The 13,600-nt window shown below is 69.3% G+C and carries 17 protein-coding genes; 6 read left to right on the forward strand and 11 right to left on the reverse strand.

The annotated features are described in order from the left end of the window. Window positions 1-330: 330 nt before the first annotated feature. Entirely contained in the window at window positions 331-687 is a 357-nt protein-coding gene (locus tag MTDSW087_RS14205; protein WP_144764937.1) for a hypothetical protein, read from the reverse strand. Window positions 688-1,735: 1,048 nt separating this feature from the next. Next, window positions 1,736-1,942 carry a hypothetical protein gene (locus MTDSW087_RS14210; protein WP_144764939.1) on the reverse strand — a complete coding sequence of 69 codons (207 nt, stop codon included), beginning with the start codon at window positions 1,940-1,942 and terminating at the stop codon, window positions 1,736-1,738. Between the two features lie 897 nt (window positions 1,943-2,839). Here MTDSW087_RS14210 and MTDSW087_RS14215 point away from each other — a divergent pair. Then, window positions 2,840-3,343 carry a Ros/MucR family transcriptional regulator gene (locus tag MTDSW087_RS14215; protein WP_144764942.1) on the forward strand — a complete coding sequence of 168 codons (504 nt, stop codon included), beginning with the start codon at window positions 2,840-2,842 and terminating at the stop codon, window positions 3,341-3,343. Window positions 3,344-3,461: 118 nt separating this feature from the next. On the opposite strand, the gene MTDSW087_RS14220 is transcribed toward MTDSW087_RS14215, so the two are convergent. The 4 genes from MTDSW087_RS14220 to MTDSW087_RS14235 all read right to left on the reverse strand — a co-directional run bounded on the left by MTDSW087_RS14220 (window position 3,462) and on the right by MTDSW087_RS14235 (window position 6,286). Beyond that, window positions 3,462-3,938 carry a Ros/MucR family transcriptional regulator gene (locus MTDSW087_RS14220; protein ID WP_144764944.1) on the reverse strand — a complete coding sequence of 159 codons (477 nt, stop codon included), beginning with the start codon at window positions 3,936-3,938 and terminating at the stop codon, window positions 3,462-3,464. 266 nt (window positions 3,939-4,204) lie between these two features. Continuing rightward, on the reverse strand, window positions 4,205-4,600 hold the full coding sequence (locus MTDSW087_RS14225; RefSeq protein ID WP_144764946.1) for a Ros/MucR family transcriptional regulator: 396 nt from the start codon (window positions 4,598-4,600) through the stop codon (window positions 4,205-4,207). A 147-nt stretch (window positions 4,601-4,747) separates the two neighbouring features. Continuing rightward, entirely contained in the window at window positions 4,748-5,749 is a 1,002-nt protein-coding gene (locus MTDSW087_RS14230; RefSeq protein WP_144765105.1) for a UDP-glucuronic acid decarboxylase family protein, read from the reverse strand. Between the two features lie 42 nt (window positions 5,750-5,791). Further along, a complete protein-coding gene (locus MTDSW087_RS14235; RefSeq protein WP_144764948.1) occupies window positions 5,792-6,286 on the reverse strand; it encodes a hypothetical protein in 495 nt (164 codons plus the stop codon). A 27-nt stretch (window positions 6,287-6,313) separates the two neighbouring features. On the opposite strand from MTDSW087_RS14235, the gene MTDSW087_RS14240 reads away from it, so the two are divergent. Next, on the forward strand, window positions 6,314-6,508 hold the full coding sequence (locus MTDSW087_RS14240) for a hypothetical protein (RefSeq protein ID WP_186383848.1): 195 nt from the start codon (window positions 6,314-6,316) through the stop codon (window positions 6,506-6,508). Window positions 6,509-6,552: 44 nt separating this feature from the next. Here MTDSW087_RS14240 and MTDSW087_RS14245 read toward each other — a convergent pair whose 3' ends face one another. The 3 genes from MTDSW087_RS14245 to MTDSW087_RS14255 form a co-directional block, all read right to left on the reverse strand. Further along, entirely contained in the window at window positions 6,553-7,083 is a 531-nt protein-coding gene (locus tag MTDSW087_RS14245; protein WP_373322025.1) for a phospholipase A2 family protein, read from the reverse strand. Window positions 7,084-7,216: 133 nt separating this feature from the next. Further along, window positions 7,217-7,696 carry a DUF1036 domain-containing protein gene (locus MTDSW087_RS14250; protein ID WP_238179458.1) on the reverse strand — a complete coding sequence of 160 codons (480 nt, stop codon included), beginning with the start codon at window positions 7,694-7,696 and terminating at the stop codon, window positions 7,217-7,219. Further along, window positions 7,662-8,969 carry a glycerate kinase type-2 family protein gene (locus MTDSW087_RS14255; protein ID WP_144764952.1) on the reverse strand — a complete coding sequence of 436 codons (1,308 nt, stop codon included), beginning with the start codon at window positions 8,967-8,969 and terminating at the stop codon, window positions 7,662-7,664. Before MTDSW087_RS14255 ends, MTDSW087_RS14250 begins: the two co-directional genes overlap by 35 nt. Window positions 8,970-9,104: 135 nt before the next feature. Between MTDSW087_RS14255 and MTDSW087_RS14260 the strand changes: the two genes are divergently transcribed. From MTDSW087_RS14260 to MTDSW087_RS14270, 3 genes are all read left to right on the forward strand, one after another. Continuing rightward, the gene (locus MTDSW087_RS14260) at window positions 9,105-9,920 is read left to right on the forward strand and encodes an N-formylglutamate amidohydrolase (protein WP_144764954.1); all 816 of its coding nucleotides are present in this window, start codon (window positions 9,105-9,107) and stop codon (window positions 9,918-9,920) included. 57 nt (window positions 9,921-9,977) lie between these two features. After that, complete coding sequence (locus tag MTDSW087_RS14265) at window positions 9,978-10,304, forward strand: DUF1244 domain-containing protein (protein WP_144764956.1); 327 nt, start codon at window positions 9,978-9,980, stop codon at window positions 10,302-10,304. Window positions 10,305-10,444: 140 nt separating this feature from the next. After that, window positions 10,445-10,720 carry a DUF2312 domain-containing protein gene (locus tag MTDSW087_RS14270; RefSeq protein WP_144764958.1) on the forward strand — a complete coding sequence of 92 codons (276 nt, stop codon included), beginning with the start codon at window positions 10,445-10,447 and terminating at the stop codon, window positions 10,718-10,720. Window positions 10,721-10,784: 64 nt separating this feature from the next. Here the strand turns inward: MTDSW087_RS14270 and MTDSW087_RS14275 are convergent, their stop codons facing one another. Further along, entirely contained in the window at window positions 10,785-10,997 is a 213-nt protein-coding gene (locus MTDSW087_RS14275; protein WP_210248288.1) for a hypothetical protein, read from the reverse strand. 185 nt (window positions 10,998-11,182) lie between these two features. After that, window positions 11,183-12,094 (reverse strand): MBL fold metallo-hydrolase, encoded by a 912-nt coding sequence (locus MTDSW087_RS14280; RefSeq protein WP_144764960.1) that lies wholly within the window; start codon window positions 12,092-12,094, stop codon window positions 11,183-11,185. A 171-nt stretch (window positions 12,095-12,265) separates the two neighbouring features. On the opposite strand from MTDSW087_RS14280, the gene MTDSW087_RS14285 reads away from it, so the two are divergent. Continuing rightward, entirely contained in the window at window positions 12,266-13,600 is a 1,335-nt protein-coding gene (locus MTDSW087_RS14285; RefSeq protein ID WP_144764962.1) for a sensor histidine kinase, read from the forward strand.

Raw genomic sequence — 13,600 nt, forward strand, 5'->3', positions numbered from 1 at the left:
GGCGACCCTCGCCTCGGCCCAAGCCTTCCTCTACGCCGCTGCCGTCATGATCCTCGTTCGACGGCTGGGACGCGCCTCATGACTTATCGGACGGACTCTGAGACGGATCGTTGTCGTGTCTGACAGAGCGATCCTCTTTCTGAAGCCTTGACCGGGATTGGACCGGACTGGAGCAGCTTCCATCTCCTTGGCTCACCTGCCACGCTCCGACCTCAGCAAAGGATCGGGCTACGCTTTTGCCGGGCCAGCATCTTAGAAGCCCTGGTGTATTATTAGATTGTATTTATATATCTACTATTGTCAAGAAAAATGTCATGTTCCGGGTATGTATTATAGATCGAGGGTCTGTGCCCATCTGTTTATTGATGCTGGAATGTATCGATCATCTTTGCCGCTCAAGTCATCGTAGCTGGTGATGCGGACATGAGTGGCGCATGGCTCATACAGGCGGTCCTCATTCCAGACCGCACGGGCAACAAAGGACCAAAGCTCACCGGGATGTGTGATGATGTACCGTAGACAGGTTGCGCCGGCTGGAATGCCTGTTCGATGTCGTGACGGCTCAACCGTGATGATGACCGCGGCGATTTCATAGGTGGCGTAGTGAGGAGAGGCAGATAGGTGGTTCGCCAGCAGTTTTTGTAATACGAGATGGTTTGCGATTTCAATTGCATCGAAATTGTTCATAAAATACGTCCTCTATTTCACTTAGATATGCTTAAATATCCTACAGTATTTACTCATTGAGGGATTTGTGTTAGCTATTAATCTAATAAATTACGTTGATAGGCTCACACGGTTCGGGTTAGTTCGCTCGAAAAGGGACTTTGCGCGCCGCTGGCTTCAGCGTGGGCCAACATTCATCAGGGACTACGAATTCCGTAGTCGCGGCTGGAACAGGTTGAAACCAGCCACTGTGAGCCAACTGCGGGCTAACCTCAGCGCGGTCGCTGCCTACCTGCCGGACGGCCTTGCTGCCGAGGTTGCCGCAGTGATCGAGGAGATCGACCGCGACGAACGGATTGCGTCAGTGATGGATGAGTGGCGTCGATGATGGCCGTGCTTGACACTCGCACACCGTCCATGCACACCTTCAAGGCCGGGACATCGAAAATGTGCTGATTTTTCAGGTAGGTACGACGAGAGGCCGAGTTTCGAGTCCTCTTGGCCGCACCAACCTGATCCTTACGTTTCGGATCGAACGGTTGGTGCCATCACGGCGGCTTGGTGACGACGGCATCGTCGTACGGGCCCATCCTGACAGCCTGACATTGAAACGACCCGGAGACCGGGCTTCGTCTGCGAAGCACGCACCGCAGGGCCGTGTCCTGCGGTCGGTGAGCCGGTCCATGCCGGGCCGAACGCGGCAGCACGCCGTCAGGCTCCGACGACAGTTCACATCCGTGGATCCGGGTGCCGCGTGCGGGCCGGGAACGCATGACGGTTCGATGACAGGTGCGGGAGCGCACGCAACGTCTGGCATGCCACATGCTACGCCGAGGTCGTGCCGCTTCGGTGGCGTTTCCTCCCAGGGATCGACTTGAAGCCCGCCCGGTTCGCCGCGGCGGGCGTTTTCGTTCCGGGCGTGCGGTATCGATCCCTGCGGGCCGGCATGATACGGCGCCGACCGTCTCCGATTTGTTCTAAATCTCGAGTCGGCAAAATGCATTCAAAGCATTTTGTTCATGATATAAACACCATCTATTCCCGGGTCGAGCCGCGAATATGATGGCGATCAAATTCGTCCGCTATCGCGGCGAACCTGATGCATGAGACGCTCGCCATGTTCGGTGATGACGAGCAGGCGCTTGACGGGATCGAGTGTCGCGAGGCCCCGGCGCTGTAAGGCGCTCGCATCGCAATCGCAAAACTCTTTCTGCGATCGGCCGGCGAGTCGCCGCAACAGTCTAGCTTCGGCCAGTGATAGGCTCAGGTGGCTCACGAAATCCTCCCCAAACCAGTTGTCTGCCGCAGCCCAGTGATAACGTTATTCTCCGCCTTCGCCGTGTGCCAGAACACTAACTACGCAGTTGCTACGATCGGGAGAGATACCTCCTCGTCGATGCTGACAAATGGCCGAGCTTACGAAGGGGAAGCTCGCCCCGACCTGCTGCTCGATCAGGTGTGGAAACCCCCTCAGCCCGGCCGCCCCTTATGCCCTCAGGGCAGATCATCCGCGTCCCGGGATCGATCGGCATCAGGCCACACCGTCAGGGCCGCGGGATCGCGCCAGACCACCCCCCATCCGGCGGGTCCGGACTGGAATGGCGACGCGCTCGGGCGGCCGCCGGCGGTCGAGGCCGGCGCCGCGCCGAGCCTGCGCCGGCGGGAGACGCGCTGCGCGATCCGCTCCCTCAGGGCCGGCCGGTAGTTCCGGCGCTCCAGCCACGCCAAAGATCGCTTCATTCGCCGCATCGCCCCTCCCGCCGATACCTTCGTGGCTGCGTGAGCGGGTAGGGTTAGGACCCCGGCGGGGCCAGCGTCATGCATCAGATTAGGTATGCGGCGCCGAGACACGCACGGAACATGCAGGAAATTGCAGCGGCTCCGGCGCAGAGCGGGACCGAACCAGGGCGCGAGCCGATGCCAGCCGCGGCTGGACGATCCGCGTCGGATCATCGTTGACCGAGCCGGCCAGCCGCCCCTGCGGCGGCGGATCACGCCGGCAATGAAAGCGGCTGTCGATCGGGCGGTCGAGGCAATCCGCGCCCGCCTGGACCCATCTGGACAAGAACTTCCGTGTGCATCGTGTCGAACTCGGCCGATCATGAACGAATTCGTCGCTTGAACTTTGCCGCGGGATGTGAGCGGAAATATCATTCATTTCTTGGAGCAGGCCATGAGCGACAGCAGCAAAGCGATCCATATCGAACAGGTCGAGATGACCGCGGAGATCGTCTCGGCCTATGTGACCCGAAATCACGTTCAGGTTGCCGAGCTGTCGAGCCTGATCGGCAGCGTGCACGAGGCCCTGTGCAGCCTCGGCAAGCCGGCCGAGGTCGCCGAGCCGGCCGCTCCGAAGCCGACGCCCGCCCAGGTCCGCAAGAGCATCTCCCGGGACGGCCTGGTCAGCTTCATCGATGGGAAGAGCTACAAGACGCTGAAGCGTCACTTGGCTGGCCACGGGCTCGATCCGCACAGCTATCGCGAGCGCTTCGGCCTTCCCGCCGATTACCCGATGACAGCGGTGAGCTATTCCGAGCAGCGCTCCGCCCTGGCGCGCAGCCTCGGCCTCGGCCGGAAGGCCGAGCAGCCCCCGCCGGCCCCGCCTGCCCCCGCCGAGACCCCTGCGGCGACGCCGAAGCCGCGCGGGCGCCGGAAGAAGGCTCAGGCCGCGGCGTGAGCCCCGGGCAGGGGATCCGGGTTTCCGGGACCGTGCCCGATCACGCTGGATCGAGCACGGCTCCGAGCCGTGTCCTGCCGGGCTCCCCCGCGCATTCGGAGACGCCCAGAGCGGGCGCTCAGGCCGCCTTGCGGCGCCGCCCGGCGGCCTGGTCCGGCGCCGCCTCGCGCGCGGCCTGGGCTCCGGGGCGGCCGAGGCCGATCTGCTTGGCCAGCGCCGAGCGCTGGGCCGCGTAATTCGGCGCGACCATCGGATAGTCGGAGGGCAGGCCGTAGCGCTCGCGATAGGCGCGCGGATCGAGCCCGTGCGTCGTGAGATGGCGCTTCAGCGTCTTGTAGGACTTGCCGTCGATGAAGCTGATCACGCCGTCCGGCGTGATCGACCTGCGGATCTGGGCCGGGGTCGGCTTCTCGACCTCCTCCACCGGGCTCGACGCCGCCGCGCCGCTCGCGATGCCGACCAGCGTCGCGTGGATGCTCGCGAGCAGGGCACCGAGCTCGCCGGCCGGGACCGAGTTGTTCGACACGTAGGCGGCGGCGATGTCGCCCGCGAGTTCGACAAGGTCAGATTTGGTACGTGCGGCTTCTTCCGTCATTATCGTATTCCCAAGATGCACCCCCGCAGTGTCGATTTATCACACGCAGCCGAAGGGCAAGCCCTGTTCTGCGATGAAAATCATTTTTCCATCCAGAATTCTCGACGGACGAATTCACAATCCTGGCAGCCGTCGAAAACCCCGAATCAATTTACCTGTCGCCTGCGCGAGATCTGTCGATCATCGCGAATGCCGACGCGATCGTGCATAACGCCGCACCTGCCCGGCCGGGCCGGCTCGCATGCGCGACACCGTCTCCGGCGCGGTCACGCCCGCTCGCGCGAGGCGTTGAGGCCGATCTCCCGGGAGATCCGGGACCGGACGTCGCTATAGGCGGGAGCGACCATCGGGTAGTCGCGGGGCAGGCCCCATTTCCGGCAATAGGCCTCCGGCGTCAGGCCGCGGGTGGTCAGGTGCCGACGCAGGACCTTGTAGGACTTGCCGTCCTCGAAGCTGATCAGCCCATCCGCGCGGATCGAGGCCTTGATCTGCGACGGGCTCGGCTTCTGTACCGCCGCGGCCGCGGGGACACTCAGCCGTGTCAGTGCCGCATGCACCTGCCGAAGCAGATCCGGCATCTGCGCTTGCGGGACGTCGTTCCGCATGACGTAGGCGGAAACGATGTTCGCGGCGAGATCAATCGTGGCGGCATCCGTGCTCATCAACCCTCCCATCGCCATACTACCGGATCGCATAAATGCAACCCTGGGTAGCAATGCCGAAGGGTTAACGCTGTTGCAAGCCGTCGCAGACCGGACCCTGCCAATAGCCGTGGTTGTGGCCGCGGACAGAGGCGGAGGCGCCGGCAATCAGCTCGGAGGCACGCCCGCCCCGGGATCGCGGTCGCGCACGGCCCCCTGCCGGGCCAGCAGGTCCGCGAAATAGGCGGCCGTCCGCTCCACGCCCGCGCGCAGCCGCGTCGTCGGCTCCCAGCCGAGAACCTGCCGGGCCTTGGTGATGTCGGGCTGGCGGCGGCGCGGGTCGTCCGAGGGGAGGGGGCGGAAGATCAGCCGGGATTTCGACTGCGTGACCGCGCAGACGACCTCGGCGAGCTGCCGGATCGTGATCTCGTCCTGGCTGCCGACATTGATCGGGCCGGTGATTTCGGGCCCGGTCGCCATCATGCGCAGGATCGCCTCGATCATGTCGTCCACGTAGCAGAACGAGCGCGTCTGCTGCCCGTCGCCGTAGAGGGTGATGTCCTCCCCCCGCAGGGCCTGCATGATCAGGTTCGAGACCACGCGCCCGTCGTTCGGATGCATCCGCGGGCCGTAGGTGTTGAAGATCCGCACCACCTTGATCTGCACCTTGTGCTGGCGGTGATAGTCGAAGAACAGCGTCTCGGCGCAGCGCTTGCCCTCGTCGTAGCAGGAGCGGAAGCCGATCGGGTTGACCTGGCCCCAGTACTCCTCCGGCTGGGGATGCACCTCGGGATCCCCGTAGACCTCCGAGGTCGATGCCTGGAATACCTTCGCCTTCACCCGCTTGGCGAGGCCGAGCATGTTGATCGCCCCGTGTACGCTCGTCTTCGTCGTCTGCACGGGGTCGAACTGGTAATGCACCGGCGAGGCCGGGCAGGCGAGATTGTAGATCTCGTCCACCTCGACGTAGAGCGGGAAGGTCACGTCGTGACGCATCAGCTCGAAGTTCGGCCTGTCCAGCAGATGACGGATGTTGTAGCGCGTGCCGGTGAAGAAGTTGTCGAGGCAGAGTACCTCGTGGCCCTGCGCCACCAAGCGGTCGCACAGATGCGAGCCGAGGAAACCGGCGCCCCCCGTGACCAGGACCTTCTTCGTGCTGCCGTAGCGCATGCTCACCCCTGTCCTCCCGCCGGGCCGTCCCGGCATCCACGTCTATTTCGGAGCGCGCGACGCCCCGGCCAGCCAGCGCCCGCGCATGGGCCGCTGTGCCGCGAGGCGCACCTTCTCCGCGTAGCCGGGCATGTCCGGGCCGATCAGCAGCAGATCGACATCGGCGATGGTGGCCCGGATGCCGTCGTCGTCGAGGTCGCGCCCCGCCAGGGCGGCGTGCCGCGCGATCTCCATCTCCTGGCCCCAGAAATAGACGGCGCCGGCCCGCACCTTCGCCTGCATGCGGCGCACCTCCGCGACGCGGCCGTCGGAGACCAGCGGCAGCCAGATGTCCGGCATCAGCAGGTCCACCGGCCCGTCCGGCATCCAGGCATGGGCGTCCCCGCGCACGATCCGGATCTTGGCGCGCGCCTCGGGCGGCAGCTGCGCGAAGATGCCGAGGGCCTCGTGCAGGGCGATCACCGCCGGGCCGAACTCGACCACTGTCACGGACTCGACCTCGGGCCTGAGCGCGCTCGCCGCGGCGGACCAGCCCATGCCGAGCCCGAACACGACGACGTGCCCATGGGCGAGCCGGACGCCGGGATCATCGGCGACGACGACGACCTCGTGGCGCTCGCACCCGCCACGGTGCGGACGCGCATCGGCGACGCGCAGGCCAAGCTCGCCCGCGAGGCGCAGTGGGAGGCGGACCTCGCCGCCGGCCGCCCGGTCCATGCGATCTTCGGGATCGAGCCGGCGGTCACGCCCGGCGCCTGACCGCCCCGGGATCCCAAAGGGGTCACCCCTTTGGAAACCCGGATTCAGGGGGCCTTGCAGCCCATCGCGTCGGCGGCCTCGGTGACGCTGAGCGCCCGCTCGCGCACCTGGCGCGACAGGCCGGGCCGCTCCGAGACGGCTCCCGCCTCGCGCTTCAGGGCGGCGTCGCAGGCGCAGGAGCGGTAGCCGGCCGCGTCGTAGCAGGCATCGTGGCGCATGCAGGCGGCGTCGAGGTCGTCGGTGGGCGGCAAGCCTTCGCCCTGCTGGCCAGCCCCGCAATAGTTGCCGTGGAACAGGGCCTTGCCGGCGAGCACCGCGGCGAGGTCGGCCTTCGGCAGGGGCGCCTCCTCCGGCTGCCCACTCGGATTCAGGTCGTTGGCCGGGCCGCCCGACTTCGCCGCCGAGCCGCGCAGGGCCTTCGGGATGCCGGAGCGCGGGCCCGGCTCCCCGAGGGACTCGCCGGTGCGGGAATTCGGGTCCGCGATGTCGGGCAGGGGCGGGGGCGGCCCGGGCCTCGGCTCCTCGACCACGATCTCCGGCTCGGGCGGCGGGGGCGCCGCGGCCGCCTGCGCCAGCGCACCCTGGACCGGCCCTAGCCAGAGGGCGAGGAGAAGGACGGGGAGGAATCGGATCACGGGCGGCTTCCGGGGCTGCATCGCTGCCGGAAACGGCGGGCCGCCCCGCAGCGTTCCGCGCCCACCCCGCGCGTCAGGGCTGCGGCGCCACCGGCTGGTTCGGGTCGGTGAGCTGGATGGTCCAGCTCTTCTGCTCGCCCGTGTCCACCTCGAAGAAGCCGTTCCGATCGTAGCCGCGGGCGAGGCAATCCTCGACGCCGCGGATGGTGAACTCGGCATCGCGGGTGCACATCATCGAGCGCCCGCTCCACTCGCCGCCGCGCGTGTAGTCCACCGCGAAGACGTAGTAGAACCGCGCCGCGAGCGCGCCCCGGAGCAGGGTCTCGCAGGCCTTCGGCGAGAGATCCCACCAGCCCTCCGTGACCCAGCCCTGCGGGTCGCGGTAGCCCAGCGCGATGCCGACCTTGCTCGGCGTCAGGTTGCACAGGCGCAGGTCCGCCCGGGCCGGGGCGGCAGCGAGAAGCCCCGCCGCCCCGATGAGCAGCGCCGCGGAACCGCGACGCACAATCCGTGAGAAATCAGCCGACGAGGATGATGCGGCAGTCGTTGACATTGGTGCGGGTGGGGCCTGGACGGACGAGATCGCCGATGGTCTCGAAGAAGCGCGTGGAATCGTTGTCGGCGAGCATCGCGGCCGGATCGAGGCCGGCGGCGCGGGCCCGCTTCAGCGTCGTCTCGTCGACGAGGCCGCCGGCCGGGTCGGTCGCCTCGCCGCGCCCGCCATCGGTGCCGTCCGTGTCGGCGGCGATGCCGCGGATGCCGGTCTCGCCCGCGAGCGCGATGGCGAGCGCCAGGGCGTATTCCTGGTTCGGACCGCCATGGCCCTCGCCGCGGATGGTGACGGTGAGCTCGCCGCCCGAGATCAGCGCCACCTTGCGCCCATCCGCCTTGGCGCGCTTGGCCAGCTCCGCGTGCTCGGCGGCGACCTCGCGGGCCTCGCCCTCGAGGTCCGAGCCCAGCATCACCGGCTCGTAGCCGGCCTCGCGCGCAGCGGCGGCGGCCGCCTCCAGCGCGTCGATCGGACGCGCGATGATGCGGTACTCGGCCCGGGCGAAGGCCGGGTCGCCGGCCTTCGGGGTCTCGTTGTTGGGGTCGTTGAGGAGGCGCTGCGCCGCCTCGGGCAGGGGGATGCCGCGGCGCTCGCAGATGGCGCGCGCCTGCTCCAGGGTGGACGGGTCCGGCACGGTCGGCCCCGAGGCGATCACCGCCGGATCGTCGAAGGGCACGTCGGAGATCGCGAGCGTCAGGATCGAGCGGGCGTTGCGCGCGGCCATGGCGAGGCGCCCGCCCTTGATGCGCGAGAGGTGCTTGCGCACCGTGTTGATCTCGCCGATCGGCGCGCCGGAGCGCAGCATCGCGCGGGTGATCGCCTGCTTCTCCGCCAGCGTCAGGTCGCCGGCCGGGGCGATCCAGTTGGCCGAGCCGCCGCCGGAGAGCAGCACCAGCACCTCGTCGTCCGGGCCCGCCTCGCCCGCGATGCGCAGGGCCTCCTTGGTGGCCGCGATGCCGGCCTCGTCCGGCACCGGGTGCCCGGCCTCGACCATGTGGATGCCCGGGGCCTCCTGCCCGTAGCCGTGGCGGGCCACCGCGAGGCCGAGGATGCGCGCCTCCGGCACGCCGTGCTCCTCGCGGTAGAACCGGCTCGCCACCGCGGCCATGCTGCCCCCGGCCTTGCCGGCGCCGAGGATGATCAGCCGGCCGGCGGGCGGCGGCGGCAGGTGGGCGCGCAGGCACTTCTCCGGATGGGCCGCGGCGATCCCGGCGGCGAGGAAGCGGTCGAGATGGGTGCGGGCCTCTCGGACGGCAGGATCGGTGGGGGCGGTCATGATGGCTCCTCGCGTGGGTCCCGTTTCCTCTCGTGCAGTCCTCGCCCTGATTCCCGGGCGACGGGCCGTTTTCTTGCCGTGAGCGCACGATCCTTGATACGTGCTTGCCCGAGGCCGCCGCGCGCGGCAAGGCTTATGCGCGCGCCGACCCCGACGACACCAGCGAAGACACCAAGCGGCCCTGTGAACGCCCCCGCACGCCCCGAAAGCCCCGCGATCCATCCGGTCGAGACGCTCCCCGGCGATCCGGCCTGCGGCCTGATCCTCGCCTGCGACCACGCCTCGAACCACGTGCCGCCCGACATCGATCTCGGCGTGGCGGAGACCGAGTTCGGCCGGCACATCGCCTACGACATCGGCGCGGCCGCGGTGACGCGCGCCCTCGCGGCGCATCTGAACGCGCCCGCGATCCTCACGAACTTCTCGCGCCTCATCATCGACCCCAACCGCGGCCGCGCCGACCCCACCCTGGTGATGCGCCTCTCCGACGGCGCCGTGGTGCCGGGCAACGCGCGCATCGACGCGGTCGGCAAGGCGGCGCGCATCGCCCGCTTCTACGAGCCCTTCGACCGCGCGATCGACGCCGCCGTCGCGGCGGCGCAGGCGGCCGGCGTCACGCCGATGCTGGTGACGATCCACAGCTTCACCCCCTACTGGCGGGGCGTGGCGCGGCCCTGGCAGGTCGGCATCCTCTACGACCGCGACGAGCGCCTGGTCCGGCCGCTGATCGCGGCGCTCGAGGCCGACCCGGCCGCGCTGACGGTGGGCGACAACGAGCCCTATGGCGGCGGCCTGCCCGGCGATACGATCGACCGCCACGCCACCGCCCGCGGGCTGCCGAACGCGCTGGTGGAGATCCGCCAGGACCTGATCGCCGGGGCGGAGGGCCAGGCGGAATGGGCCGAACGCTTCGCCCACGCCCTGCGCCCGCTGATGCCCGCCCGCGCTTGACGGCGGGCGCCGCGCCGCCGACCTGAGGCGGAATCCCGTCGCACACGGAGCGAGCCCATGGACCCGATCAAGCCCGAGATCGACGCGCAGACCCAGACCGAGTTGGAGGCTGCCGTCTTCCGCCGCCTCGTCAGCCATCTGCGCAACCGCACGGACGTGCAGAACATCGACCTGATGAATCTCGCGGGCTTCTGCCGCAACTGCCTCTCGAACTGGCTGAAGGACGCGGCCGATGCGCAGGGCGTCGCACTCAGCAAGGACGAGAGCCGCGAGCACGTCTACGGCATGCCCTACGAGGCCTGGAAGGCGGCCCACCAGAGCGAGGCGAGCCCGGCCCAGCAGGCGGCCTTCGCCAAGGCTTCGCCCGAATCGCACGGCCACTGAGGCGCACGCGCCCCGCAAGCTTCCGGTAACTGCCCTGCACTACCACTCGGTGCGAGGGCGCGGGGCTCCGCGAGCCCGCCCGCCGCATCGAGAACGCGGCCGTCCCCACGGGGCGCCCCCCACAGGACACGAGGAATGCCATGAACGCCCATGCGATGCCGAACGCAGACATCTCCGGTGCCGGCGGCGTCGCGGCCGAGGAGCTGAAGCAGTTCATCGAACGGATCGAGCGCCTGGAGGAGGAGAAGGCGGGCATCGCGGGCGACATCCGCGACGTCATGCAGGAGCTCAAGGGCCGCGGCTTCGACGTGAAGGCCGTCCGCGCGATCCTGAAGATCAGAAAGCAGGATCATTCGGAGCGCCAGGAGCAGGAAGCCATCCTTGAGCTCTACATGCAGGCGCTCGGGATGGCGTAGATATCAAAGCCGTCCCCGCAGGCACTGCGATCTGCAACGGTCGATGCAGCCTGTCGTGGACCACTTATTGCACTTTGCGGCACAAGGTCCGGCCATTGGCGATACGGCGAACGGCAGCCGCCTTCGCGGCGCGCTCGCCCGTATAGCCTTGATCGACATAGGCGAGGTCCACGCTGTCACCGGACGCCTCTTGCGCGGCGTCCGCCAGCGTGGCCACCGCGGCGCGGGCATTGGCGGGCGTGACGTGCAGTGCCAGCAGCCGACCTTGAATTCGCATGGCTTGAATCGCTGATCTCGATCCAACTCATACGACATCCGGGTGATCCCTTCGGGATGGCGGATGTCGCCTTCGCTCAAGCCCGCCGGACACTCTCGAAGCATCGAAAGGAGGCGCTGGTCGAATCGCGACCGCGATGAAAACCCATGATGGGGCGCCTTTAGCGCTGGAGAATCTTAAAGCAATCAGATCAGCGCATAGCCCGCGTCAATTCGCTCGATCCGTCCGCGGGCTGCCAGATGCATCCCGGTCACGCTCAGGCTCTCCGCCGCCGCACGGTCGAGGATGCGGCGGCGCGTCGCCAGCGCCTGGGCAGGATCGGCGTCCCAGATCACGGTCCAGTCCGGATGCGGCATCTGCAGCAGGCGCGAGTGGATGATGTCGCCCCAGATCAGCAGCCGCTCCGGTCCGTCCGTGATCAGCACGCCCATATGCCCCGGCGTATGGCCGGGCAGCGGCAGGGCATGCACGCCCGGCGCGAGTTCCGCGTCCCCGGAGACGCGGCGCGTCCGGTCGGCATAGGCCTCGAGCACCGCCTGCGCCGTGTCGAAGAACGGCGCCAGCGCCGCGGAGGCGTTGGCCCGTGCGCCTGCATCCGACCAATGCGCGGCCTCCCGCTCCTGCAGCACGAGCTCGGCGTTCGGAAAGCGCGCGAGCCGGCTCGGCGTGAGCAGCCCGCCGGCATGGTCGGCATGCAGGTGCGTCAGCCAGATGGTCTCGACCTGATCCGGCCGCACGCCCTCGGCGGCGAGCGCCGCCGTCACCCGGTTGAAGCCCGGGCCGAGCACGGTGCCGCAGCCCGCATCGAGCAGCCAGTGCCGCTCGCCACGCCGGATCAGGAAGGCATTGACCGGCTCGGGCGACGGACCGCCCGGCGGCAGGCCGGCCGCCTGCAGCAGGGCACGACCGGCGGCGCTGTCGGCGGCCGGGATCATGCTCGGCTCCAGGGGGAAGTGACCGTCGCGCAGCGGCGTCACCGTGAAGGCACCGACCCGGCAGGGGCCTTCCGAGGCCGCCCTGGCCGCCTCCGGGCGCAAGCCGAGCGGCAGCAGGATCGAGCCGGCCAGCAGGCTGCGGCGGGTGAGCGGAAGCGGCATCTCGGGCTCCGGACAGGGCGATGCCCTCATCCTCCGGGTCGGATTGCCCGCCGGCCAGGGAAGCCGTCCCGCGCGTATCCGGGCATTCTTCCCGACGTGGCGTCCCACGGCTTGCCCGAGGCGGTGCTTCCGGTGCCAAGTCGGGCCTCGCTTCGAGCCCGGCGACCATCCATGAGCCTGCCCGCGCATCTCGGCCTCCGCCTCCTCGCCGTCGCCCTGCTGTGCTGTGCAGGCGCGGTCGCCTGGACCGTCTGGGAGGCGCAGGCGAGCCTGCGGGCCGAGGCCGCGGTTTCGGCCACGCGGATCGCGGCGCAGTACGCGCGCCAGCCGGGCCTCGGCAGCGCCGGGCCGGCGGCGATGCCGGCCGCCGCGCCGCAGCCGGCATCGGCCATCCTCACCCTCCTGCCCGGCATCTGCGCCGAGATCCGCCTCGCCGCGGAAGCCGCGCGCCGCCATTGCGGCGACTGGGACGGGCTCGACGCGGCGCCCGACTGGCTGCGAACCATGCTGGCGAGGGACGCGAGCCCGGCATTGCGCGACATCGTCTATCGCGGCCGCGTCATCGGCAGCGTCGCGGCCTGGCCCGATCCCGCAGCGGCCGCGGCCCGAGCGTGGCGTCAGACGCGCCTCGCGGGCGGCCTCGCCCTCGCGCTCGCCGCCACGACGGCGCTCCTCGGCTGGATCGCCGCCGCCCGCCTCGTCGCGCCCGCCGCGCGGATCGTCCAGGGCCTGGAGAGCCTCGGCGCAGACGCGCAGCGTCGTCCCCTGCCGCGCTTCGCCGCCGCCGAGTTCGACCGGATCGCGGTCGCCTGCAACGGGCTCGCCCAGCGCCTCGCCCGCGCCGAGGCCGAGCGCGCCGACCTGTTGCAGCGCCTCGTCACGGTTCAGGAGGAGGAGCGGCAGGCGCTCGCCCGCGACCTGCACGATGCCTTCGGCCAGTGCCTGGCGGCGGTGGGCGCGCGCGCCGCCGCGATCGAGCTGGCCGCGCCGCCGGATCGCGAGGATCTGCGCGAGGATGCCCGCGGCATCGAGTCCGTCGTCGCGACCATGCGCGCGAGTTTGCGCGGAGCCCTGGCGCGCCTGGAACTTCCGGACCTCACCGAGGCCGGGCTCGTGGAGGCACTCCGCAACCTCATCACGGGCTGGCGGTCGCAGTTCCGGGCCGGACCGAGCCTCCATCTCGACATCGCCGGCGACCTCTCCAGCCTGCCGCCGGACGCCGCGGCGAGCCTCTACCGGATCGCGCAGGAACTCCTCACCAACGCGCTGCGCCACGGCCGGCCGAGCCGCGTCTTCCTGCGCCTGGAGCGGGCGGAGACCGGTCTGCGGACGGCGATGCTCACGGTGGACGACGATGGCGGGGGCGATGCCGCCCGCGCGATGGCCGCGCCGGGCCGCGGCCTCACCGGCATCCGGGCGCGGCTCGCCGCCCTCGGCGGCAGCCTGTCGCTCACCGGAACGGGGAGCGGCATCCGTGCCCGCGCCAGAGTCCCGACGGCGGCCTGA

This window comes from Methylobacterium dankookense (assembly GCF_902141855.1).
Lineage (GTDB): Bacteria > Pseudomonadota > Alphaproteobacteria > Rhizobiales > Beijerinckiaceae > Methylobacterium > Methylobacterium dankookense.

What these genes read in the sequence shown, in the direction of transcription:
- MTDSW087_RS14265 (WP_144764956.1), top strand. Translation starts at nt 9,978, where the DNA reads ATGGACCCGATCAAGCCCGAGATCGACGCGCAGACCCAGACCGAGTTG.
- MTDSW087_RS14235 (WP_144764948.1), bottom strand. Translation starts at nt 6,286, where the DNA reads ATGGGCTGGTCCGCCGCGGCGAGCGCGCTCAGGCCCGAGGTCGAGTCC.
- MTDSW087_RS14205 (WP_144764937.1), bottom strand. Translation starts at nt 687, where the DNA reads ATGAACAATTTCGATGCAATTGAAATCGCAAACCATCTCGTATTACAA.
- MTDSW087_RS14280 (WP_144764960.1), bottom strand. Translation starts at nt 12,094, where the DNA reads ATGCCGCTTCCGCTCACCCGCCGCAGCCTGCTGGCCGGCTCGATCCTG.
- MTDSW087_RS14275 (WP_210248288.1), bottom strand. Translation starts at nt 10,997, where the DNA reads ATGCGAATTCAAGGTCGGCTGCTGGCACTGCACGTCACGCCCGCCAAT.
- MTDSW087_RS14285 (WP_144764962.1), top strand. Translation starts at nt 12,266, where the DNA reads ATGAGCCTGCCCGCGCATCTCGGCCTCCGCCTCCTCGCCGTCGCCCTG.
- MTDSW087_RS14220 (WP_144764944.1), bottom strand. Translation starts at nt 3,938, where the DNA reads ATGACGGAAGAAGCCGCACGTACCAAATCTGACCTTGTCGAACTCGCG.
- MTDSW087_RS14270 (WP_144764958.1), top strand. Translation starts at nt 10,445, where the DNA reads ATGAACGCCCATGCGATGCCGAACGCAGACATCTCCGGTGCCGGCGGC.
- MTDSW087_RS14230 (WP_144765105.1), bottom strand. Translation starts at nt 5,749, where the DNA reads ATGCGCTACGGCAGCACGAAGAAGGTCCTGGTCACGGGGGGCGCCGGT.
- MTDSW087_RS14255 (WP_144764952.1), bottom strand. Translation starts at nt 8,969, where the DNA reads ATGACCGCCCCCACCGATCCTGCCGTCCGAGAGGCCCGCACCCATCTC.
- MTDSW087_RS14240 (WP_186383848.1), top strand. Translation starts at nt 6,314, where the DNA reads ATGGGCGAGCCGGACGCCGGGATCATCGGCGACGACGACGACCTCGTG.
- MTDSW087_RS14260 (WP_144764954.1), top strand. Translation starts at nt 9,105, where the DNA reads ATGCGCGCGCCGACCCCGACGACACCAGCGAAGACACCAAGCGGCCCT.
- MTDSW087_RS14215 (WP_144764942.1), top strand. Translation starts at nt 2,840, where the DNA reads ATGAGCGACAGCAGCAAAGCGATCCATATCGAACAGGTCGAGATGACC.
- MTDSW087_RS14250 (WP_238179458.1), bottom strand. Translation starts at nt 7,696, where the DNA reads ATGTCAACGACTGCCGCATCATCCTCGTCGGCTGATTTCTCACGGATT.
- MTDSW087_RS14225 (WP_144764946.1), bottom strand. Translation starts at nt 4,600, where the DNA reads ATGAGCACGGATGCCGCCACGATTGATCTCGCCGCGAACATCGTTTCC.